The 22664-nt window shown below is 67.3% G+C and carries 21 protein-coding genes; 17 read left to right on the forward strand and 4 right to left on the reverse strand.

The genetic code is table 11. The features are described 5' to 3' along the window. Positions 1 to 13: 13 nt before the first annotated feature. Genes ABGI63_RS08455 through ABGI63_RS08490 form a run of 8 tightly spaced genes read left to right on the forward strand, consistent with a single transcriptional unit; the run spans position 14 to position 8967 of the window. On the forward strand, positions 14 to 1816 hold the full coding sequence (locus ABGI63_RS08455; RefSeq protein WP_349742020.1) for an acyl-CoA dehydrogenase C-terminal domain-containing protein: 1803 nt from the start codon (positions 14 to 16) through the stop codon (positions 1814 to 1816). Positions 1817 to 1852: 36 nt separating this feature from the next. Beyond that, on the forward strand, positions 1853 to 2293 hold the full coding sequence (locus ABGI63_RS08460; RefSeq protein ID WP_349742021.1) for a DUF2147 domain-containing protein: 441 nt from the start codon (positions 1853 to 1855) through the stop codon (positions 2291 to 2293). Positions 2294 to 2337: 44 nt separating this feature from the next. After that, entirely contained in the window at positions 2338 to 4734 is a 2397-nt protein-coding gene (locus ABGI63_RS08465; RefSeq protein WP_349742022.1) for a 3-hydroxyacyl-CoA dehydrogenase/enoyl-CoA hydratase family protein, read from the forward strand. Positions 4735 to 4746: 12 nt separating this feature from the next. Continuing rightward, positions 4747 to 5961 carry an acetyl-CoA C-acyltransferase gene (locus ABGI63_RS08470; protein ID WP_349742023.1) on the forward strand — a complete coding sequence of 405 codons (1215 nt, stop codon included), beginning with the start codon at positions 4747 to 4749 and terminating at the stop codon, positions 5959 to 5961. A 53-nt stretch (positions 5962 to 6014) separates the two neighbouring features. Further along, positions 6015 to 6872 carry an alpha/beta hydrolase family protein gene (locus ABGI63_RS08475; protein ID WP_349742024.1) on the forward strand — a complete coding sequence of 286 codons (858 nt, stop codon included), beginning with the start codon at positions 6015 to 6017 and terminating at the stop codon, positions 6870 to 6872. Beyond that, positions 6869 to 7447: a DUF1569 domain-containing protein gene (locus ABGI63_RS08480; RefSeq protein ID WP_349742025.1), complete on the forward strand. Its 579-nt coding sequence runs from the start codon at positions 6869 to 6871 to the stop codon at positions 7445 to 7447. The genes ABGI63_RS08475 and ABGI63_RS08480 overlap by 4 nt, the downstream gene beginning before the upstream one ends. Next, the gene (locus tag ABGI63_RS08485) at positions 7444 to 8208 is read left to right on the forward strand and encodes an enoyl-CoA hydratase (protein WP_137941204.1); all 765 of its coding nucleotides are present in this window, start codon (positions 7444 to 7446) and stop codon (positions 8206 to 8208) included. The genes ABGI63_RS08480 and ABGI63_RS08485 overlap by 4 nt, the downstream gene beginning before the upstream one ends. A 9-nt stretch (positions 8209 to 8217) precedes the next feature. After that, on the forward strand, positions 8218 to 8967 hold the full coding sequence (locus tag ABGI63_RS08490) for an SGNH/GDSL hydrolase family protein (RefSeq protein ID WP_349742026.1): 750 nt from the start codon (positions 8218 to 8220) through the stop codon (positions 8965 to 8967). On the opposite strand, the gene ABGI63_RS08495 is transcribed toward ABGI63_RS08490, so the two are convergent. After that, the gene (locus ABGI63_RS08495) at positions 8964 to 9857 is read right to left on the reverse strand and encodes an AraC family transcriptional regulator (RefSeq protein WP_349742027.1); all 894 of its coding nucleotides are present in this window, start codon (positions 9855 to 9857) and stop codon (positions 8964 to 8966) included. The two genes, ABGI63_RS08490 and ABGI63_RS08495, sit on opposite strands and share 4 nt — an antisense overlap. Before the next feature lie 183 nt (positions 9858 to 10040). Here ABGI63_RS08495 and ABGI63_RS08500 point away from each other — a divergent pair, with 183 nt between their 5' ends. Further along, positions 10041 to 10514: a (2Fe-2S)-binding protein gene (locus ABGI63_RS08500; protein ID WP_349742028.1), complete on the forward strand. Its 474-nt coding sequence runs from the start codon at positions 10041 to 10043 to the stop codon at positions 10512 to 10514. Between the two features lie 12 nt (positions 10515 to 10526). After that, a complete protein-coding gene (locus ABGI63_RS08505) occupies positions 10527 to 12758 on the forward strand; it encodes a xanthine dehydrogenase family protein molybdopterin-binding subunit (protein WP_349742029.1) in 2232 nt (743 codons plus the stop codon). 7 nt (positions 12759 to 12765) lie between these two features. Here the strand turns inward: ABGI63_RS08505 and ABGI63_RS08510 are convergent, their stop codons facing one another. After that, a complete protein-coding gene (locus ABGI63_RS08510) occupies positions 12766 to 13908 on the reverse strand; it encodes an NAD(P)/FAD-dependent oxidoreductase (protein WP_349742030.1) in 1143 nt (380 codons plus the stop codon). Next, a complete protein-coding gene (locus ABGI63_RS08515) occupies positions 13905 to 14279 on the reverse strand; it encodes an acyl-CoA thioesterase (protein ID WP_137941296.1) in 375 nt (124 codons plus the stop codon). Before ABGI63_RS08515 ends, ABGI63_RS08510 begins: the two co-directional genes overlap by 4 nt. A 119-nt stretch (positions 14280 to 14398) precedes the next feature. Between ABGI63_RS08515 and ABGI63_RS08520 the strand changes: the two genes are divergently transcribed. The 6 genes from ABGI63_RS08520 (at position 14399) to ABGI63_RS08545 (ending at position 20589) form a co-directional block, all read left to right on the forward strand. Next, a complete protein-coding gene (locus ABGI63_RS08520) occupies positions 14399 to 16228 on the forward strand; it encodes an ABCB family ABC transporter ATP-binding protein/permease (protein WP_349742031.1) in 1830 nt (609 codons plus the stop codon). Between the two features lie 47 nt (positions 16229 to 16275). Further along, a complete protein-coding gene (locus tag ABGI63_RS08525; protein WP_349742032.1) occupies positions 16276 to 17193 on the forward strand; it encodes a LysR substrate-binding domain-containing protein in 918 nt (305 codons plus the stop codon). Positions 17194 to 17442: 249 nt separating this feature from the next. After that, a complete protein-coding gene (locus ABGI63_RS08530) occupies positions 17443 to 18336 on the forward strand; it encodes an amino acid ABC transporter substrate-binding protein (RefSeq protein ID WP_349742033.1) in 894 nt (297 codons plus the stop codon). Positions 18337 to 18463: 127 nt separating this feature from the next. Then, a complete protein-coding gene (locus tag ABGI63_RS08535) occupies positions 18464 to 19156 on the forward strand; it encodes an amino acid ABC transporter permease (protein WP_349742390.1) in 693 nt (230 codons plus the stop codon). Beyond that, a complete protein-coding gene (locus ABGI63_RS08540; protein ID WP_349742034.1) occupies positions 19153 to 19842 on the forward strand; it encodes an amino acid ABC transporter permease in 690 nt (229 codons plus the stop codon). The genes ABGI63_RS08535 and ABGI63_RS08540 overlap by 4 nt, the downstream gene beginning before the upstream one ends. A 12-nt stretch (positions 19843 to 19854) precedes the next feature. Beyond that, positions 19855 to 20589, forward strand: coding sequence for an amino acid ABC transporter ATP-binding protein (locus ABGI63_RS08545; protein ID WP_349742035.1), 735 nt, complete (start codon positions 19855 to 19857; stop codon positions 20587 to 20589). A 38-nt stretch (positions 20590 to 20627) separates the two neighbouring features. Here ABGI63_RS08545 and ABGI63_RS08550 read toward each other — a convergent pair whose 3' ends face one another. Then, a complete protein-coding gene (locus tag ABGI63_RS08550; RefSeq protein ID WP_349742036.1) occupies positions 20628 to 21494 on the reverse strand; it encodes a DUF4394 domain-containing protein in 867 nt (288 codons plus the stop codon). A gap of 118 nt (positions 21495 to 21612) precedes the next feature. Between ABGI63_RS08550 and pyrC the strand changes: the two genes are divergently transcribed. Continuing rightward, complete coding sequence (pyrC, locus tag ABGI63_RS08555; protein WP_349742037.1) at positions 21613 to 22656, forward strand: dihydroorotase; 1044 nt, start codon at positions 21613 to 21615, stop codon at positions 22654 to 22656. Positions 22657 to 22664 lie beyond the last annotated feature (8 nt).

Genomic DNA, 22664 nt, shown 5'->3' on the forward strand with positions numbered 1-22664 from the left:
CGAGGAGTTAGACATGCCCCAGTACAACCCACCGCTGCGTGACATGAAGTTCGTGATGCACGAGCTGCTGAACGTGGTCGACGAGCTCAAGATGCTGCCGGCCCATGCCGACATCGATGCCGACACCATCAATGCGGTGCTGGAAGAGGGTGGCAAGTTCGCGGCGGAGGTGATCGCGCCGCTGAACCTGTCGGGCGATGCCGAGGGGTGCAGCCTGGACAAGAGCACGCACGAGGTGACGACGCCCAAGGGCTTCAAGCAGGCCTACAAGCAGTATGTCGAGGGCGGCTGGCCGGCGCTGGGCTGCGACCCCGAGTACGGCGGCCAGGGCCTGCCGGTGATCGTGAACCAGGGCTTCTACGAGATGCTGAACGGGGCCAACCAGGCCTGGACCATGTACCCGGGCCTGAGCCACGGCGCCTACGAGGCCCTGCATGCCCATGGCACGCCCGAGCAGAAGTCCACCTACCTGCCCAAGCTGACCAGCGGCGAGTGGACCGGCACCATGTGCCTGACCGAGCCGCATTGCGGCACCGATCTGGGCCTGCTGCGCACCAAGGCCATTCCTGTCAATGAAGGGCAGGCCGACGGCCAATACAAGATCACCGGCCAGAAGATCTTCATCTCGGCTGGCGAGCACGATATGGCCGACAACATCATCCACCTGGTGCTGGCCCGCCTGCCGGAGGCGCCCGAGGGCTCCAAGGGCATCTCGCTGTTCGTGGTGCCCAAGTTCAAGGTGAATGCCGATGGCAGCCTGGGCGAGCGCAACCCGGTCTACTGCGGCGGCCTGGAGCACAAGATGGGCATCCACGGCAATGCCACCGCACAGATCGTGCTGGACGGTGCCGTCGGCACCCTGGTCGGTCAGCCCAACAAGGGCCTGGCCGCGATGTTCGTGATGATGAACGCCGCCCGCCTGGGCGTGGGCAACCAGTCGCTGGGCCTGACCGAGGTGGCCTACCAGAACGCCGTGGCCTACGCCAAGGACCGCATCCAGATGCGCGCCCTGAGCGGCCCCAAGGCCCTGGACAAGCCGGCCGACCCCATCATCGTGCACCCCGATGTGCGCAAGATGCTGCTGACCGCGCGCGCCTATGCCGAAGGCGGCCGCGCGCTGAACACCTATGTGGGCCTGCAGCTGGACAAGGCGCTGAGCTCGGACGACGAGGACGAGCGCAAGGAATGCGAGGCCGAGGTCGCGCTGCTGACCCCCATCATCAAGGCCTTCATCACCGACAACGGCTGGATCGCCACCTCGCACTGCCTGCAGGTCTTCGGCGGCCATGGCTTCATCCACGAGTGGGGCATGGAGCAGTTCGTCCGCGACGCCCGCATCAACATGATTTACGAAGGCACCAACACGATCCAGTCGTTGGACCTGCTGGGCCGCAAGATCCTGTCCAACAACGGCGCCACCTTGAAGAAGTTCGGCAAGAAGATCGCCACTTTCGTCGAGGAAGAGGGCACGAACGAGGCGATGCAGGAGTTCATCAACCCGCTGGCCGATATCGGCGACAAGGTCACCAAGCTGACCACCGAGATCGGCATGAAGGCCTTCGGCAACCCCGACGAGGTGGGTGCCGCTGCGGTCGACTATCTGCGCGTCGTGGGTCATCTGACCTTTGCCTACTTCTTCGCCCGCATGGCCAAGATCGCGCTGGAGAAAAAGGACTCGGGCGACCCGTTCTACACCGCCAAGCTCTCGACGGCGCGCTTCTATTTTGCGAAGCTGCTGCCCGAGACCGCCTCGCTGATCCGCACCGCGCGCGCCGGCCTGAACCCGCTGATGGAGATGGACGAAGCGCTGTTCTGAGGTTCTTGATTTCAATAACGCCATAAAGGAGACACCATGAAATCGCTTGTTGCTGCCACCACCCTGAGCCTGCTCTCGGGCATCGCCCTGGCCCAAGCCACGCCCAGCGGGCTGTGGAAGACCATCGATGACAAGACCAAGCAGGAGAAATCGCTGGTGCGCATCAGCGAGAGCGCCGGTGTCTTCAGCGCCAAGATCGAGAAGATCGTCGATCCCGCCAAGCAGGAGTCCAAGTGCGACAAATGCGCCGACGACCGCAAGGACCAGCCCCTGATCGGCCTGACCATTGTTCGCAACGTCAAGAAGAACGCCGACGATGCCGAGCTGTGGGACGGCGGCGAGATCCTCGATCCCAATGACGGCAAGATCTACAAGGTCCGCATCAAGCCCATCGAGGGCGGCAAGAAGCTGGAAGTGCGCGGCTATGTCGGCATGCCCATGCTGGGCCGTACCCAGACCTGGATTCGCGTCGAGTGAGCCGCAGCGCCCTCGACGCCCATTTTTCTGAAGGAATGCAAACCATGAGTCGATTCCAAGTTCGCAAAGTCGCCGTGCTCGGCGCTGGCGTGATGGGCGCGCAGATCGCTGCGCACCTGGTCAACGTCAAGGTGCCGGTGGTGCTGTTCGACCTGCCGGCCAAGGAAGGTGCCAAGAACGGCATCGTCAGCAAGGCCGTCGAGGGCCTGAAGAAGCTCAAGCCCGCGCCGCTGGCCGTGCCGGAGAACGCCGCGCTGATCCAGCGGGCCAACTACGAGGAGCATCTGGAGCTGCTGAAGGATTGCGACCTGATCATCGAGGCCATCGCCGAACGCATGGACTGGAAGCTCGATCTCTACACCAAGATCGCCCCCTTCATCGCCCCGCACGCGATCGTCGCGTCCAACACCTCGGGCCTGTCGATCACCAAGCTCAGCGAAGTGCTGCCCGAAGAGATCAAGCCGCGCTTCTGCGGCATCCATTTCTTCAACCCGCCGCGCTATATGTACCTGGTCGAGCTGATCAACACGCCGACCACCCGTCCGGAAGTCATCGACCAGTTGGAGAGCTTCGTCACGACCGCCGTCGGCAAGGGCGTGGTGCGCGCCAATGACACGCCCAACTTCGTCGCCAACCGCGTCGGCATCGCCGGCATGATGGCCACGATGATCGAGGCCGAGAAGTTCGGCCTGTCGGTCGACGTGGTCGACGATCTGACAGGCAAGAAGCTGGGTCGCGCCTCCAGCGGCACCTTCCGCACCGCCGACGTCGTGGGCCTGGACACCATGGCACATGTCGTCAAGACCATGCAGGACAACCTGAAGGACGATCCCTTCTACTCGACCTATGCCACGCCCAAGGTGCTGGCTGCGCTGATCGAGAAGGGCGCGCTGGGCCAGAAGACCGGCGCCGGCTTCTACAAAAAGGTCGGCAAGGACATCCAGCGCCTGGATTTCGCGAGCGGTGAATACGTCGCCGGTGGCAAGAAGGCCGACGACATCGTCGCCCGCATGCTGAAGAAGCCCGCCGCCGACCGCATCAAGCTGCTGCGCGAGTCGAGCAACCCGCAGGCGCAGTTCCTGTGGTCCATCCTGCGCGACAGCTTCCACTATGCCGCCGTGCACCTGAACACCGTCGCCGATACCGCGCGCGAAATCGACTTCGCGATGCGCTGGGGCTTCGGCAGCAGCCAGGGCCCGTTCGAGCTGTGGCAGGCCGCCGGCTGGAAGCAAGTCGCCGAGTGGATCTCCGCCGACATCGCCGAGGGCAAGACCCTGTCCAGCGCTCCGCTGCCCGCCTGGGTCAGCGAGGGCCCGGTGGCAGAAAACGGTGGCGTGCACAGCACGCAAGGCTCGTGGAGCGCCGCAGAAGGCAAGTTCAAGCCGCGCGCCAAGCTGCCGGTCTATCAGCGTCAGGCCTTCCCCGAGTCCCTGGTGGGCGAGGGCGCGGCCGAGCCCCTGAAGGCCGGCACGGAGGAGTTCAAGAACGAAGAGATCCGCGTCTGGAGCCTGGACGGCGAGGTGTTGGTCGCCTCGATCACCGCCAAGCTGCACCTGATCAGCCCGACTGTGACCGAGGGCCTCTTGAAGGCCGTCGAGATCGCCGAGGCGAAGTACAAGGGCCTGGTGATCTGGAGCCCGGACGATGTGTTCTCGGCCGGCGCCAACCTCGAAGCGCTGATGCCCGTCTTCATGAAGTCGGGTGCCAAGGGCATCGCGCCGGAAGAGAAGAAGCTGCAGGACATGATGCTGCGCATCCGCTACGCCAATGTGCCGGTGGTCGCCGCGATGCGCGGCCTGGCCCTGGGCGGTGGCGCCGAACTGGCTGTGCATTGCGCGCGCCGTGTCGCGCACATGGAGAGCTATGTCGGCCTGGTCGAAGTCGGCGTGGGCCTGATCCCCGGCGGCGGCGGTCTGACCTATATTGCCCGCCGTGCGGCCGAGATGGCCAAGGCCGGCAATGCAGACGCCGACATCTTCGCCTTCCTGAAGGACGGTTTCACGACCGCCGCCACTGCCAAGGTCGCGACCTCGGCGCTGGAAGCGAAGAAGAACGGCTTCCTGCTGGACAGCGATATCGTCGTGCCGAACAAGGACGAGCTGCTGCACGTCGCCTCCAGCCAGGCCAGGTCCATGTTCGAGTCGGGCTACCGTCCGCCGCTGAAGGCACTGTTCCCGGTGGCCGGCCGCTCGGGCATCGCCACCATCAAGGGCCAGCTGGCCAATATGCGCGATGGCGGCTTCATCAGCGCCCATGACTACCACCTGGCGGCCCTGATCGCCGATGTGGTCTGCGGCGGCGAGGTGGAAGCCGGTTCGCTGGTCGACGAGGAATACCTGATGTCGCTGGAGCGCAAGCACTTCTGCAGCTTGCTAGAGCACCCCAAGACCCAGGAACGCATCATGGGCATGCTGCAGACCGGCAAGCCCGTGCGCAACTAAGGATTACCGATCATGAGCAAGCAAGTTCAAGAAGCCTATATCTGCGCCGCCACCCGCCTGCCCATCGGCAAGTCGGGCCGGGGTTACTACAAGAACACCCGTCCGGACGAGATGCTGAGCCGCGCCATCCAGGCCGCCTTGGCCCAGGTGCCGGGTCTTGACCCCAAGGTGATTGAGGACGCCATCATCGGCTGCTCCTTCCCCGAGGGCGAGCAGGGCATGAATATCGCCCGCGTCGCGGCCGTGCTGAGCGGCCTGCCCAACACGGTTGGCGGCGTGACGGTGAATCGCTACTGCGCCTCGGGCATCACCGCGCTGGCGATGGCGGCCGACCGCATCCGCATCGGCGAGTCGGAGGTGATGATCGCCGGCGGCGTCGAATCGATGAGCATGGTGCCCATGGGCGGCAACAAGCCCAGCCTGCCGCCCGCGATCTTCGAGCGCGACGAGAACATCGGCCTGGCCTATGGCATGGGCCTGACCGCCGAGAAGGTGGCCGCGCAGTGGAAGATCAGCCGCGAAGCCCAGGACGAGTTCGCGCTGGAATCGCACCGCCGCGCGCTGGCCGCCATCGAGGCCGGCCACTTCAAGGACGAGATGACGCCCTTCGAGATCCTCGAGCGTTCGCCCAATCTGGTCGATGGTTCGGTGAACCATCAGCGCCGCATCGTCGACACCGACGAAGGTCCGCGCAAGGACACCTCGCCCGAAGGCCTGGCCAAGCTCAAGCCGGTGTTCGCCGCCAAGGGCAGCGTCACCGCCGGCAACAGCTCGCAGACCTCGGACGGCGCCGGCGCGCTGATCGTCGCCTCTGAAGCCGCGGTCAAGCGCTTCGGCCTGACCCCGCTGGCCCGTTTCGTCAGCTTCGCGGTGCGCGGCGTGCCGCCCGAGATCATGGGCATCGGCCCGATCGAGGCCATCCCGGCCGCGCTGAAGCTGGCCGGCATCTCGGCCCAGGACCTGGGCTGGATCGAGCTGAACGAGGCCTTCGCCGCCCAGTCGCTGGCCGTGCTGAACGATCTGGACAGCAAGGGCATCGTGCTGGACCGCGCCAAGGTCAACCCGAACGGTGGCGCGATTGCGCTGGGCCACCCGCTGGGCGCGACCGGTGCGATCCGCGCCGCCTCGGTGATCCACGGCCTGCGCCGCACCGGCGCCAAGTACGGCATGGTGACCATGTGCGTCGGCGCCGGCCAGGGTGCGGCCGGCATCATCGAACGCCTGTAAGCGTTCCTGACAAGCGCGGCCTCGGCCGCGCTTTCGCTGGGGAGTTCCGCAGCATGACGATCAGCTTCCGCGCCGGCGACGGCTTTGAACTGAAGGGCCATCTGTATGGCGATGCGGCCACGGCCAAGGCCGGCCTGCTGATCGCGCCGGCCATGGGCGTGGAGCAGCGCTATTACGCCGACTTCGCCCACTGGATGGCGGCCCAGGGCTGGCTGGTGCTGAGCTTCGACTATCGCGGCATGGGCGCTTCGCGGCCGGCCGAGATGCGGCGCTCGCTGAAGGGCCTGGATGCGGACATCCGCACCTGGGCCGAGCGCGATGCCGCCGCCGCGCTGGACGAGCTGTCGCGCCGCCTGGGCAGCGAGACGACACCCGTCCACTGGCTGGGCCACAGCCTGGGCGGTCAGATCCTCGGCCTGCTGCCCAACCGCGAGCGCGTCAGCCGCGCCATCACCGTCGGCTGCGGCAGCGGCTACTGGCGCGAGAACTCGGCGGGCCTGAGGCGCTATGTCTGGTGGCTCTGGTACGTGGTCGTGCCGCTGGCCCTGCCGCTGTTCGGCTATTTCCCGGGCCGCAAGCTGCGCAAGGTGGGCGATCTGCCGCGCGGCGTGATGGCGCAGTGGCGGCGCTGGTGCCTGGACCCCGGCTACATGATGGGCGAGGGTGGCGAGGTGCTGCGCGCCCATTACGCCGCGCTGCGCACGCCGATGCTGTCGCTGGCCTTCACCGACGACGAGTTCATGTCCCGCCGCAACACCGAGTCGCTGCACGGCTTCTATGCCGGCGCCAGCCCCGAGCTGCGCCGCATCGCACCGAAGGACGTCGGCGCGCGCCGCATCGGCCATTTCGGTTTCTTCCGCAAGCACTTCGAGGCCAGCCTGTGGCCGCAGGTGCCGGCCTGGCTGATATGAGGCGCCGCCATCTGCTGCTGGCTTCCGCCTCGCCGCTGCTGCTGAGCGGCTGCGCCGGCGAGCTCTCGCCCGGCTTCAGCAGCTGGCAGCAGGCCCGCGAGTCGGTGCTGGAGCTGATGTTGCGCCAGCACCATCTGGCGCACGAGCGCTGGAGCCTGCCGCAGCTGCTGCAGCATCTGGCGCAAAGCATCGAGTTCTCGATCCAGGGCTACCCCGAAGCCAGGAGCGCACTGTTCCAGCAGACGCTGGGCCGGACCGCCTTCGCGGTGTTCGACGCCCGCGGCCAGATGAACCACGACCTCGCCGAGCCGATTCCCGGCGCGCCCGCGCTCGATCCCGAGCAAGGCCTGAAGATTGCGGTGCAACGCCTGCTGGACGCGATGCAGGCCTTCAGCGCGCACAAGGGTCTGTTCAAGCCACATTTCGCCTATGGCCCGCTGGACCGCGCTGCCTACCAGCGCGCCCATCTGATGCACCTGGCCAACCACTGGACCCAGGTGCAGGCGCTGACCGCCACGGCCCGGGCCGCCGCGAACCCCGACAATCACATCCATTCCAAGGAGACCCCGACATGACCATCAAGACCGCCATCGTCAACGGCGTGGCCAGCATCGAAATCGCCCGCCCCGAGAAGAAGAACGCGCTGACCTCGGACATGTACCAGCAGATGGCCGATGCGATCAACGCGGCCGCCACGGCCGGCGAGGTGCGCGCCGTGCTGATCTATGGCCAGCCCGGCATCTTCACCTCGGGCAACGACCTCGAGGACTTCATGGCCCGCCCGCGCTCGGGCGAGGACGCCCCGGTGTTCCAGTTCATGCGCGCGCTGCTGGGCTGCGACAAGCCGGTGATCGCCGCCGTGACCGGCGGCGCCATCGGCATCGGCACCACCATGCTCTTGCACTGCGATTTCGTCTTTGTTGCCGATGACGCCCGCCTGGCCATGCCCTTCGTCAGCCTGGGCCTGGTGCCCGAGTTCGCCTCCAGCCTCTTGGTGCCGCAGCTGATGGGCAACCGCCGCGCCGCCGAGAAGCTGCTGCTGGGCGACCCCTTCACCGGCGAGCAGGCGGTCGAGTGCGGCATCGCCAATGCGGTGCTGCCGGCCGGCGAGGTTGTCAACCATGCGCGCCGCGTGGCCGAGCGCTTCAACAAGCTGGCCCCCAGCGCGGTGCGCGAGAGCAAGCGCCTGATGCGTGCGCCGCAGGCCGAGGCCGTGCTGGCGACCATCAAGACCGAAGCCGAGATCTTCGGCGCCCGCCTGCGCAGCCCCGAGGCGATGGAAGCCTTCCAGGCCTTCTTCCAGAAGCGCCAGCCGGACTTCAGCAAGTTCGAGTAAGCCCTCGGCATGTTGCAGCTTGCGCCGTTCGTGCGGTTGGCGCTGGCGCCGCTGCTGCTGTGGCAGGGCGCGCGCGTGCGGCGCCAGGCCCTGCGCCTGCCCGAGGCCGAGGGCCAGCGGGCCGGCGTGACGGGCGAGGGCCCGCTGGTGCTGCGCCTGCTGATCGTCGGCGATTCGTCCGCCGCCGGTGTCGGCGCGCCGAGCCAGGACGAGGCGCTGGCCGGCCATCTGAGCCGGGCCCTGGCGCGGCGCCTGGGCGGCATGGTGCGCTGGCAGGTGCTGGCCCGCAGCGGGCACACGACGGCCGATGCGCTCGAGCATCTGCGCGTCAGCGAGATCTTCCCGGCCGATGTGGTGGTGACGGCGCTGGGCGTCAACGATGTGGTCGGCCAGCTCTCGCCTCGGCGCTGGCTGCAGCAGCTCGACCAGATCGATGCCCTCTTGCAGCAGCGCGCCGCCGCGCCGCGTTTCACGCTGCACAGCGCGGTGCCGCCGATGCACAGCTTTCCGCTGTTGCCGCAGCCGCTGCGCTGGCTGATGGGGGCCCAGGCCCTGCGCATGAACCGCGCGCTGGGTCGCCACCTGCTGACCCAGCCCCGGCGCGGCATGCAGGCCCTGCCGGCGCATCTGCATGGCAAGGCCGCCGTGCGCCTGATGGCGCGCGACGGCTTCCACCCCAACCCGGCCGGCTATGCGGCCTGGGCCGAGGCGCTGGCGGAGCGGCTGGTGAGGGAGTGGGGGAAGCCGCCGCGCCGCTAGGCCCCGCCGGCCGGCAGGCGCCGCATGCGCTGGATGTCGCGCTGCGGCGGCGCGCCGAACAAGCGGCTGTAGTCGCGGCTGAACTGCGAGGCGCTCTCGTAGCCCACGCGCGCCGCCGTGCTACCGGCGTCCAGCGCCTGGTTCAGCATCAGCAGCCGCGCCTCCTGCAGGCGCAGCTGCTTCTGGTACTGCAGCGGGCTCATGCCGGCGAGGTTGCGAAAGTGCAGCCGGAAGGTCGAGGGGCTCATGTGCACACGCTCGGCCAGCTCGTCCATCAGTACATCGTGGACGAAGTTCTGTTTCAGCCAGGCCATGGCCTGCGCGATCTGGTGGCTGGGCGAGCCCGCCGCCACCAGCTGTCGCAGATAGGGGCCGTGCGGGCCGCTCAGCAGTCGCACCAGGATCTCCTGCTGAATCAGCGGCGCCAGGCTGGCGCAGAGCTGCGGCTCGCCAAACAAGCGGAACAGGCGTATCAGCGCATCGAGCAGGGCCGGCTCCAGCGGGCTCAGCGAGATCGCGCCCGGCACCTGATCGCGCGGCAGCGGTGGCAGATCCATCTGCGCGGCCAGTTGCACGATCTGGCGGGCATCGAGCTTCAGCATCAGGCCCAGAAAGGGCTCGGCCGGGTCGGCCCCGGTGATCTGGGCGAGCACCGGCAGATCCACGGTGGTCAGCAAGGACTGGCCCGGCCCGAGGCTCATCACCTGCTCGCCGAGCGTCACCTGCTTCGTGCCCTGCGCGATGACGGCCAGGCCCAGCTCGTAGAAGCAGGGCAGGGGATCGCTCTTGGCGCTGAGGCGGTGGACGCTCAGTGAGGCCGCCGCGGTCGGGTGACTGCCGTCATTTCGGGCAATCTTGCCGATCTCCTGGGCCAGGCGGGCAATGGTCATGGGCGGGGTGCTGCACAGCAGCGGGGTAGAGGCGAGGTCACTGTAGCGCTGGCGCGGGTGGGGCTGGCAGATCCGGTGACGAAACATTGGAATAGGCAAGACAAGCGTCGGAATGGGCAAGCGCTGGCCGGGCCGGGCGGGGCACACTTGCCGGCACCGCCCCCAGCTGGAGAACCGAGCACCATGAGCACCCTCAACGTCAACGGCCGTGACCACGCGGTCGACGCCGACCCTGGCACCCCCATCCTCTGGGCCCTGCGCGACACGCTGGGCATGACCGGCACCAAGTTCGGCTGCGGCGCGGCGCTGTGCGGCGCCTGCACCGTGCATCTGGACGGCCAGGCGATCCGCTCCTGCGTCACACCGATCTCGGCGGCCGAGGGCAAGAAGATCCGCACCATCGAGGCCACCACCGATGGCAGCGACAAGGTCGGCGCGGCGGTGCACGCGGCCTGGGTCAAGCACGATGTCGCGCAATGCGGCTACTGCCAGAGCGGCCAGATCATGAGCGCGACGGCCTTCCTGAAGTCGCTGCCGAAAGGCAAGAAGCCCACCGCCGCCGAGATCGACGGCGCGATGGCCGGCAATATCTGCCGCTGCGGCACCTATGCCCGCATCCGCGCCGCGGTGGCCGATGCCGCCAAGACCCTGGCCTGAAGGAGCGCCACCATGCTGACCCATACGCCCGAAATGCCGCGCGCGCTGCAAGACCTGCTGGACCGCGATGCCGCCGACGAATCCACTCTCGCGCTGCCGCGCCGCAGCTTTCTGAAGCTCGCCGGCGCCGGTGGCCTGGCGCTGGGCGCCTTCCCGCTGCTAGCCGGCGCGCAAGCCGCCGCCGCGGCGGGGCTGAAGCCGACGCAGCAACCCTCGGCCTTTGTGCAGATCGCGCCCAACGGCGAGGTCACCGTGACCATCAACCGGCTGGAGTTCGGCCAGGGCGTGCAGACCGGCCTGCCGATGATCCTCGCCGAGGAGCTGGACGCCGACTGGGGCCTGGTACGCAGCCGCAACGGCTCCAGCGATCCGGCCTACCTCGACCCGCTGTTCGGCCTGCACATGACCGGCGGCTCGAACTCGATCAAGAACAGCTACACGCAGTACCGCGAGCTGGGCGCCCGCGCGCGGGCCATGCTGCTGAGCGCCGCTGCCGCGCGCTGGAATGTCGATGTGGCCACGCTGCGCACCCAGGCCGGCCAGGTGATCGCCGCCGATGGCCGAAAACTGGGTTATGGCGCGCTGGCCGAAGCCGCGATGGCGCTGCCGGTGCCCGAGCAGGTCACGCTGAAGGACCCCAAGGACTTCCGCCTGATCGGCCGTGCGACGACGCGGCTGGATGCCCGCGCCAAGAGCAGCGGCCGGCAGGATTTCGGCATCGACACCCGGCTGCCCGGCCAGCTGACCGCCGTGGTCGCGCATCCGCCGGTGTTCGGCGCGCGGCTGCGCTCGCTGGACGACAGCGCGGCGCGCGCGATCAAGGGCGTGAAGGCAGTGCTGCGCATCCCGGGCGACCTGGGCGGCGAGGGCGTGGCCGTGGTGGCCGAGGGCTACTGGCCGGCCAAGCAGGGCCGCGAGGCGCTGAAGCTGGACTGGGACACCGGCAGCGTCGAGAAGGTCGACAGCGAGAAGCTGCTGGCCCAGTACCGCGAACTGGCCGGCAAGCCGGGCTCGCTGGCCTTCGACGCCGACATGGCGCCGCTGTCCAGTGCCCCGCGCCGGATCGAGGCCGAGTTCGTCTTCCCCTATCTGGCCCATGCGCCGATGGAGCCGCTGAACTGCACGGTCAGCCTCGGCAAGGACCGCGCCGAGCTGTGGGTCGGCACGCAGTGCCCGGGCCTGGACGCCGCCGCGGCCGCCGGCGTGCTTGGGCTGAAGCCCGAGCAGGTGACGATGCAGGTGCAGATGGCCGGCGGCGGCTTCGGCCGGCGCTTCGTCGGCTCCAGCGACTATGTGGTCGAGGCCTGCCAGATTGCCAAGGCCGCCCGCGCCGCCGGGCTGGACGCGCCGATCCGCACGCTGTGGAGCCGCGAGGACGACATCAAGGGCGGCTACTACCGGCCCATGCATCTGCACCGCGCCCGCATCGGCTTCGACGAGCGCGGCAATGTCTTGGCCTGGGACCATGTGCTGGTCGGCCAGTCCATCACCACGGGCACGGTGTTCGGCCAGTTCATGGTCAAGAACGGCATCGACGGCACGGCCACCGAGGGTCTGCGCGCGCCCTATCCGCTGCCGATGCGGCTGACGGTGCACCATCCCAAGGTGAACGTGCCGGTGCTGTGGTGGCGCAGCGTGGGCTCGACCCACACCGCCTATGTGATGGAGACGCTGCTCGACGAGATCGCCCGCGCGACGAAACAGGACCCGGTCGCCTATCGCCTGCGCCTGATTGGCGACAAGCACCCGCGCCATCGCGCCGCGCTGCAGCTGGCGGTCGAGAAGAGCGGCTATGGCAAGAAGCAGTTACCCAGCGGCCGCGCCTGGGGCGTCGCGGTGCACGAGTCCTTCAGCACCGTGGTGGCCTATGTGGTGGAGGCCTCGCTGAAAGACGGACAGCCGGTGCTGAACCGGGTCACCGCCGGCGTGCACTGCAATCTGGCGGTCAACCCGCGCAGCATCGAGGCCCAGGTGCAGGGCGCGGCGCTGATGGGCTTGTCGATGTGCCTGCCGGGTGCGGCGATCACGCTGAAGGACGGCGTGGTCGAGCAGAGCAATTTCGGCGACTTCGCGGTGCCGCGCATCACCGACATGCCGCAGATCGCCGTCCATGTGGTGCCCAGCGCCGAGCCGCCCACCGGCATGGGCGAACCGGGCCTGCCGCCGCTGGCCCCGGCCTTTGCCAACGCGATCACGCGCCTGACGGGCAAGCCGCTGCGCCAGCTGCCCTTCAAGCTGGGCTGAGCGCCACTCAAATCACATTGAGTTCCAGATAGGGGCGGCCCGCCGCGATGCGATTGGGTGTCAGCGGGCTCAGGTCCAGGCTGCGGTACTCGCCGTGCGCGATCCATTCGGCCAGGCCGCGGCCGACACCCGGCGCGTGCTGCAGGCCGTGGCCCGAGAAGCCGCAGGCCAAGAGCAGGTTGGGGCAGGCGTCGAGCGGGCCGACCAGGCCGTTGTGGTCGAAGGCATTCATCTCGTAGTAGCCGGCCCAGGCGCGCTGCGGGCGCAGGCTCTCGAAGCCGGGCACGCGTGCGGCCAGCGCCGGCCAGAGTTGCTCTTCGAAGAGCCCGGGCTCGGGGTCCAGCGGCAGGCCGTCGGCGTCCTCGCCCAGCGGCGGGCCGCCGCAGATGAACTGGCCTTCCCCCTCGGGTCGGAACCACAGCCCCGAGGGGTCGATCACCAGCGGGCAGCCGGCGGCCGGCTCGGGCGTGCGGAAGGCGTAGACGCTGCGGCGCTTGCCGCTGACCGGCACGGCCAGGCCCGCCGTGGCGGCCAGCGCGCCGGACCAGGCGCCGCAAGCGAGCACATAGAGATCGGCGTGCAGCCGCTGGCCGGTATCGGTCTCGACGCCCACGATGGCGCCGTGCGCGTCGCGGCGCAGCGCCCGCGCCGCGCCGCCCAGATACTGCACGCCCAGGGCCTGGGCCTGGCGCTTCAAGGTCTGCAGCAGGCCCCAGCCGTCGAACCAGCCCTCGCCGCTGCGGCCCCAGGAGCCCAGGGCCAGGTCTTGCGTGGCCAGCCAGGGCCAGCGCTCGCTCAGCTGGGCCGGGGACAGCAGGGCGATGTCGGCGCCATGGGCGGTCTGCAGCGCATGCAGCTCGCGCAAGTGATGGGCGCCGGTCGGGCTGGCCAGATAGAGATAGCCGCGCTCGACCAGGCCGGCCTCGGCGCCGGCGGCGCGCAGCACTTGCAGGCCGTACTGCGACAGCGCGATGTTCAGCGGGGTCGAGAACTGCTGGCGTATCGACGCGGCGGACAGGGCCGAGGAGGCCTGCGCATAGCTCGGGTCGCGCTCCAGCACGCGGATCTCGAAACCCGGCTCGGCGCCCAGATGGGCGGCGATGGCGCTGCCGATGGCGCCGCCGCCGAGTATCAGGACCTGGGTTTTCAAACCTGTTCGGCAAACACCCGGGGCTTGCCGTCGCGGTCGATCGCCACATAGGTCAGGTTTGCCTCGGTGACCTTGACCACCTGCGGGTTGGCCGGATTGCGCTCGGCCACCACCTCGACATGGACCGTGATCGAGGTGCGGCCGATGCGCTTGACCTGGGCATAAAAGCTCAGCAGGTCGCCGACCGAGACCGGCTGCTTGAAGATGAACTCGTTGACCGCCACCGTCGCGACCCGGCCGCGCGAGACCCGGCTGGGCAGCACCGAGCCGGCCAGGTCGACCTGGGCCATGATCCAGCCGCCGAAGATATCGCCGTTGGCATTGGCATCGGCCGGCATCGGCATCACACGCAGCACCAGCTCGCGCGGCATGCCGGGCTGGCTGCTGGGGGTGGCGTTGTTTTCAGGGGAAGGGCTTGAAGCGTGGCTCATGATGCATACCTGGGAAAATTGGACTCATTGTCGGCGACCGTCCGATGTCCAGCAAAAACATGCGCACAAGCCTCTCGACCCCGGCCGTCAGCCCCGAGCCCGCCGCCGCACCGGCCCCGCCCCGCTCCGACTGGGCGACGATTGCCAAGCTGCTGCCCTATCTGTGGCGCTACCGCTGGCGCGTGGGCCTGGCGCTGGGCTTCATGCTGGGCGCCAAGCTCAGCAATGTCGGCGTGCCGCTGCTGCTGAAGCAACTGGTCGACAGCCTGTCGCTGAAGCCCGGCGATCCACAGGCCCTGCTGGTGCTGCCGCTGGGCCTGCTGCTGGCCTATGGCGCGCTGCGCCTGATGACCTCGCTGTTCACCGAGTTGCGCGAGCTGATCTTCGCCAAGGCCACCGAGGGCACGGCGCGCAGTATCTCGCTGCAGGTGTTCCGCCATCTGCATGATCTGAGCCTGCGCTTTCATCTGGAGCGCCAGACCGGTGGCATGACGCGCGATATCGAGCGCGGCACCCGGGCCGTGCACTCGCTGATCTCGTACTCGCTCTACAGCATCGTGCCGACCCTGATCGAGGTGACCCTGGTGCTGGGCCTGCTGGCCGTCAAGTACGACATCTGGTTTGCCGGCATCACGATCGCGGCCCTGGTGCTCTATGTCAGCTTCACCGTGCTGGTGACCGAGTGGCGCACCAAGTTCCGCAAGCAGCTCAACGAACTCGACTCGGTGGCGCACAGCAAGGCGATCGACTCGCTGCTGAACTACGAGACGGTCAAGTACTTCAACAACGAGGACTTCGAGTCGCGCCGCTACGACGAGAGCCTGGAGAAGCTGCGCCGCGCGCAGCTGAAGTCGCAGTCGACGCTGTCGCTGCTGAACACCGGCCAGCAGCTGATCATCGCGACCGCGCTGGTCGCGATGCTGTGGCGCGCGACCCAGGGCGTGGTGTCCGGCACCATGACCCTCGGGGACCTGGTGATGGTCAATGCCTTCATGATCCAGCTCTATATCCCGCTGAATTTTCTCGGCGTGATCTACCGCGAGATCAAGCAGAGCCTGACCGATCTGGACAAGATGTTCACGCTGCTGGAGCGCGACCGCGAGGTGGCCGATGCGCCGGGGGCGCCGGCGCTGCGCATCGAGGGGGCGGCGGTGCGTTTCGAGAACGTCAGCTTCGCCTACGAGGCCGCGCGGCCCATCCTGAAGAACCTCAGCTTCGAGATCCCGGCCGGCAAGAAGGTGGCCGTGGTCGGCCCCAGCGGTTCGGGCAAGAGCACGCTGGCGCGCCTGCTCTACCGCTTCTACGATCTCGACGCCGGCCGCATCCTGATCGACGGCCAGGATGTGCGCGGCGTCAGCCAGGGCTCGCTGCGCCGCGCGATCGGCATCGTGCCGCAGGACACGGTGCTGTTCAACGACACGGTGGCCTACAACATTGCCTATGGCCGGCCCGGCGCCTCGCGCGAGGAGGTCGAGGGGGCGGCCCGCGCCGCCCATATCCACGACTTCATCGCGGCCACGCCCAAAGGCTATGAGACCATGGTCGGCGAGCGCGGGCTCAAGCTCAGCGGCGGCGAGAAGCAGCGCGTCGCGATCGCCCGCACCCTGCTGAAGAACCCGCCGATCCTGATCTTCGACGAGGCGACCTCGGCGCTGGATTCGCGCAATGAGCGCGCGATCCAGGCTGAGCTGGAGGCGGTAGGCCAGAACAAGACCGTGCTGGTGATCGCGCACCGGCTCTCCACCGTGGTCGATGCGCACGAGATCCTGGTGATGGAGCAGGGCAGCATCATCGAGCGTGGCCATCACGAGGACCTGCTGGCGCGCGGCGGGCGCTATGCGCAGATGTGGCGGCTGCAGCAGTCGGGCGGCGGCGAGCCCTCGGCCTGAGCGGTGAGCCGACCCGGCCGGCGGGAGGGGCCGGCTACACTGCCGATGTGGAAACCAAATGGCTTGAAGACTTCGTCAGTCTGGCCGAGACCCGCAGCTTTTCGCGCTCGGCTCAGCACAGGCATGTGACTCAACCGGCGTTCTCGCGCCGCATCCAGGCGCTGGAGGCCTGGGCCGGGGTCGACCTGGTGGACCGCAGTTCCTACCCGACCCGGTTGACCGCCGCCGGCGAGACCTTGCTGGGCCAGGCCGTCGAGATGCTGGGCAGCCTGCAGGCCACCCGCAATATGCTGCGCAGCCACCAGGCGGTGGGGCAGGACATGATCGAGTTCGCGGTGCCGCATTCGCTGGCCTTCAGCTTTTTTCCGCACTGGCTGATGGACTTGCGCCAGCGCTTCGGCGCGGTCAAGAGCCGGCTCAATGCGCTCAATGTGCACGACGCGATGATGCAGCTCAGCGAGGGCAACTGCGATCTGCTGATCGTCTACCACCACCCCAGCCAGCCCTTGCAGCTCGACCCCGAACGCTACGAGATGGCCTCGCTGGGGCACGAGACCCTGGCCGCCTATGCCAAGGCCGATGCCCAGGGCCGGCCGCTGTTCGCTCTGCCCGGTCATCCGGGGCAGAAGATCCCGTTCCTGAGCTATGCCTCCGGGGCCTATCTGGGCCGGCTGGTCGAGCTGGTCGTCAAGGACTCGCCGACGGCGCTGAACCTCGATTCGATTTACGAGACCGATATGGCCGAGGGCCTGAAGGCGATGGCGCTGGAAGGCCACGGCCTGGCTTTTCTGCCGGCCAGCTCGGTCAAGAAGGAGCTCAAAGCCAAACGTCTGGTGCAGGCCACGGCCGCGGGTTCGTATGAGCTGAGCATGGAGCTGCGCATCTACCGCGAACGGCCCGAGGCGGCGCGGCGCAGCAAGCCGGTGGCGCTGGCGCTGTGGGACTACCTGACGCAGCGGAGCTGAGGGCAAGGAACTAGGAAAAACCCTGAAGCCTCATGTGTGTGCTGCATAACCGTGCGTGCATTCGGCATTGGGCGATCAGCGAACGCACCGTTAGAGTCCGGCCCTTCATCAGCGTACTCGGCAAATAGTGGCTCAAATCTTGCTGCAAATGCGGCAGGAGGGCGGATATGCGTGAAACTCCGTACCCGGCGCTCGGCCGGTCCGTGATCTGCTTGGCGTTCTCGTAATGATTCTGAAAGAGGAGCTTCCATGAAAAAGACATTGCTTGTGTTGGCCGTCGTTGCCGGTTTTTCCCTGTCGGCCCAGGCCGATACGCTGAAGAAGATCAAGGACAGTGGCGCCGTCACGATGGGCGTGCGCGAGTCCTCCGGCGCGCTGTCCTACACGCTGGGCGATGGCAAGTTTGTCGGCTACCACGTCGAGATCTGCCAGAAGGTGCTGGCCGATGTGCAGAAGTCCCTGGGCCTGGCCAAGCTGGACGTCAAGTACCAGCCGGTGACCTCGCAAAACCGCATCCCGCTGGTGCAGAACGGCACCGTCGACATCGAGTGCGGCTCGACCACCAATAACGCGGCGCGCCAGAAGGATGTGGCCTTCGCCGTCACCACCTTCGTCGAGGAAGTGCGCATCGCCGTCAAGGCCAATTCGGGCATCAACTCGATTGCCCAGCTCAATGGCAAGAACGTCGCCACCACCACCGGCACCACCTCGGTCCAGACCCTGCGCAAGAACGAGCGCGCCACCGGTGTGGACTTCAAGGAAGTGTTCGGCAAGGACCACGCCGACAGCTTCCTGCTGCTGGAGTCGGGCCGTGCCGACGCCTTCGTGATGGACGGTGCCATCCTGGCCGGCAATATCGCCAAGGCCAAGAACCCGGCCGATTTCAAGCTGGTCGGCGATGTGCTGTCGGTCGAGCCGATCGCGATCATGATCCGCAAGGATGACCCGGCCTTCAAGAAGGCGGTGGACGACAGCATCAAGGCGATGATGAAGTCCGGCGAGCTGGCCAAGCTGTGGACCAAGTGGTTCGAGCAGCCGATCCCGCCGTCCAACACCAAGGTCGGCATGCCGGCCAACGACAACACCAAGGCGGCCTGGGCCAACCCCAATGACAAGCCGATGGAAGACTACGCGAAGAAGTAAGCGCAAGGCCTGAGGGCATCAACACGGGGCCGCTCGGCGCAGTTCGGGCGGCCTCGATTTTTTGACGGAGGTAGCGGTGGCTACATGGGATTGGCAGGTGTTCTGCAAGGACACCATCGATGGGGAAATGGTGCCGCGCTGCTTCGGCAGCGGTGGCAGCATCACCTACCTGGACTGGCTCTTGTCGGCCTGGGGATGGACGCTCAGCGTGGCCGTGCTGGCCCTGGTCGTGGCCCTGGTGGTCGGCTCGGTGATGGGCATTCTGCGCACCACGCCGAGCAAGGCGCTGGTCGCCCTGGGCAATACCTGGACCGAGCTGTTCCGCAACATCCCGCTGCTGGTGCAGGTCTTTCTCTGGTACCACGTGCTGCCTTCGCTGTTCACACCGCTGCGTGAGGTGCCCAGCTTCATCCTGGTGGTGTTCGCGCTGGGCTTCTTCACCTCGGCGCGGATCGCCGAGCAGGTCAAGGCCGGCATCCAGAGCCTGCCCACCGGCCAGCGCTATGCCGGCCTGGCAATGGGCTTCACGCTGCCGCAGACCTACCGCTATGTGCTGCTGCCGATGGCGTTTCGCATCGTCATCCCGCCGCTCACCAGCGAGAGCATGAATATCGTCAAGAACTCCTCGGTGGCCTTTGCGGTGTCGATCGCCGAGCTGACCATGTTCGCGATGCAGGCCCAGGAAGAAACCTCGCGCGGCATCGAGGTCTATCTGGCCGTGACCGGCCTGTATTTCGTCTCTGCCTTTGCCATCAACCGCATCGCGCTCTTCATCGAACAGCGCGTCCAGGTGCCCGGCGTCCTCGGAGGTGGCCGATGAATCTCGACTTTTCCTTCCTCGACTGGAGCGTCGTCTCCAGCTTCATCCTCAAGGGCCTGATCTTCAGCGTCGAGCTGACGTTGATCGCCACCTTTGGCGGCATCGTGCTCGGCACCTTGCTGGCGCTGATGCGCTTGTCGGGCAAGAAGTGGCTGGTGCTGCCGGCAGCCTTCTATGTCAACACGCTGCGTTCGATCCCGCTGGTGATGGTGATCCTGTGGTTCTTCCTGCTGATCCCTGCGGCCTTCTATGCCGCGGTCGGCGGCGAATGGGGCTCCAGCAACCGCGCCGAGCTGTCGGCCATCATCACCTTCACGGTGTTCGAGGCCGCCTACTTCTCGGAGATCATGCGCGCCGGCATCCAGAGTGTCTCCAAGGGTCAGGTCTATGCCGGCTATGCGATGGGCATGAGCTATCGCCAGACCATGCAGCTGGTGGTGCTGCCCCAGGCCTTCCGCAATATGCTGCCGGTGCTGATGACACAGACCATCATCCTGTTCCAGGACACCTCGCTGGTCTATGCGATCGGCGCCTACGATCTGCTGAAGGGCTTCGAGATCGCCGGCAAGAACTTCAACCGGCCGGTCGAGACCTATCTGGTGGCTGCCGTCGTCTACTTCGTGATCTGTTTCAGCCTGTCGATGCTGGTGCGTCGGCTGCAGAAGAAGATCGCCATCATTCGCTAGAAAGCTTTGGCCATGATTGATATCAAGAACATCTCCAAGTGGTACGGCCCCTTCCAGGTGCTGACCGACTGCAGCACCACGATCAAGAAGGGCGATGTGGTCGTCGTCTGCGGCCCCTCGGGCTCGGGCAAGTCCACGCTGATCAAGACCGTCAACGCGCTGGAGCCGATCCAGAAGGGTGACATCATCGTCGACGGCATCTCGATCTCCGACCCCAAGACCGACCTACCCAAGCTGCGCGCCCGGGTCGGCATGGTGTTTCAGAATTTCGAGCTGTTTCCGCACCTCTCGATCACCGAGAACCTCACCATTGCGCAGATCAAGGTGCTGGGCCGCAGCCTCGACGACGCCAAGGCCCGCGGCCTGAAGATGCTCGACCGCGTGGGTCTGATCGCCCAGAAGGACAAGCACCCCGGCCAGCTGTCCGGCGGTCAGCAGCAGCGGGTCGCGATTGCGCGCGCGCTGTCCATGGACCCCATCGTGATGCTGTTCGACGAGCCGACCTCGGCGCTGGACCCCGAGATGGTCGGCGAGGTGCTGGACGTGATGGTGCAGCTGGCCAACGAGGGCATGACGATGATGTGCGTGACCCACGAGATGGGTTTTGCCAAGAAGGTCAGCGACCGCGTGATCTTCATGGACGCCGGCAAGATCGTCGAGGACTGCAGCAAGGACGATTTCTTCGGCAAGCCCGAGGAGCGCTCGCCGCGCGCCAAGGACTTCCTGGCGAAGATACTTCAGCACTGAAAACAAGGGGCGCTCGAAGCGCCCCTTGTTGCATGAGTTCAGGGCTCGATCGCAGCCCCCACCACCGCCTCGCCGCCGGCCACCGTACCGATCAGCGTCGCGCGGCCGCTGGCCAGATCGACTCGGTACCAGCTCGACAGTTTGCCGCGCGTGACGGCCGAGTAGGCAGCGTTGGACACATCCGAGATGTCCAGCGTCGCCCGCTCGAAGGCGCCCAGGCCCAGCGAGCCGACCGTGTAGAGCCGGCCACTATTGGGTGACACCATCGGCGTCACGCCTTCCTTCGTGCCCTGGTGCACCAGCGTGCCCAGCTTGCCGTCCAGCGCGTAGTTGGTCGTGATCTTCTCGTTGTCCTTGTTATAGGTGTAGCCGGCCGCGACGAGGGCGGCCGCCTTGCCGGCGTTCGCGTCGGCGGCGTCATAGGCCAGCCGGCCGTCGAACTGCAGGCCCGGCTGGTCCGCATTGCCGTCGACCACCGCGCCGGTGTCCGGGTGCAGGCGCAGATTGAAGCCGGCGTCGTTGACGACGCGGATGCGGTCCACCGTCGGGTTGAAGTCGAAGCCCCATTCGGCGGCGCCTTCGCGCGGCAGGGCCACCGGCGTGCCGATGCGGCTGGCGCTGCCGTCGGCGGTGTTGATGCGGTAGAGCTGGCCGCTGTCGCCCAGCGCGAACAGCTGGCCCTTGGCGACCCGGTAGTCGATGCCCAGCAGCCGCTCCTCGGCGGCCAGGCCGTTCAGCGCCTTGCTGCTGAGGATCTTCTGCGGCTGGCCGGCGTTGAACTGGATCAGCCGGTTGCTCGCTGTCACCGCATAAATCATCTCCTTGGCCGGCGGCCCGACGGTTTCGGTGCTGGCGCAGGCGGCCAGCAGGGCGGCGGCGATCAGGGGCAGGGCGTGACGGGACATGGCTTCTCCGTGCTGTGAGGGTCATCGATTGTTGGTGAGCGCCATCGCCGCTGTCCAGGGAATAGCGGTGGCTTCATGCGGGAATTCCACCGGGCCACGGGTGCGACAATGCCGGCCCATGAGTACCGCCACCCCCACCCAGCTGAGCCTGATCCGCCCCGACGACTGGCATGTGCACCTGCGCGACGAGGCCGCGATGCAGAGCGTCGTGCCGCACACCGCGCGCCAGTTCGCCCGCGCCATCGTGATGCCCAATCTGCGCCCGCCGATCACAACGGCCGCCCAGGCCCAGGCCTACCGCCAGCGCATCCTCGCGGCCGTGCCCGAGGGCCTGAAGTTCGAGCCGCTGATGACGCTGTACCTGACCGATCTGACCCCGGTCGACGAGATCAAGCGCGCCAAGGACGCCGGCGTGGTCGCGCTCAAGCTCTACCCGGCCGGCGCCACGACCAATAGCGATGCCGGTGTCACCGACATCAGGAAGACCTACCAGACGCTGGAGGCGATGCAGCGCGAGGGCCTCTTGCTGCTGGTGCACGGCGAGGTGACCGACCCGGACATCGATGTGTTCGACCGCGAGGCCGTCTTCATCGACCGCGTGATGACGCCGCTGCGGGCCGACATGCCCGAGCTGAAGGTGGTGTTCGAGCACATCACGACCAAGGAGGCCGCCCAGTATGTGCACAGCGCCGATGCCTACACGGCCGCGACCTTGACGCCCCAGCACCTGCTCTACAACCGCAACGCCATCTTCACTGGCGGCCTGCGCCCGCACTACTACTGCCTGCCGGTGCTCAAGCGCGAGGAGCACCGCCTGGCCCTGATACGGGCCGCGACCTCGGGCAGCACGAAGTTCTTCCTCGGCACCGACAGCGCGCCGCACGCCTCGGTGATGAAGGAGAACTCGGTCTGCGGCGCCGGCTGCTTCACCGCGATGAGCGCGCTGGAGCTTTATGCCGAGGCCTTCGAGGCCATGGGCGCGCTCGACAAGCTGGAGGCATTCGCCAGCTTCAACGGCGCCGACTTCTACGGCCTGCCGCGCAATACCGAGCGCGTCACGCTGCTGAAGCAGGACTGGACCCTGCCCGACAGCGTGCCCTTCGGCGAGGCGCGGCTCAAGCCGCTGCGCGGCGGCGAGTCGCTGGGCTGGAAACTGCTCTGACCGCGCGG

This window comes from Roseateles cavernae, from assembly GCF_040187885.1.
GTDB classification, from domain to species: Bacteria; Pseudomonadota; Gammaproteobacteria; order Burkholderiales; family Burkholderiaceae_C; genus Roseateles_E; species Roseateles_E cavernae.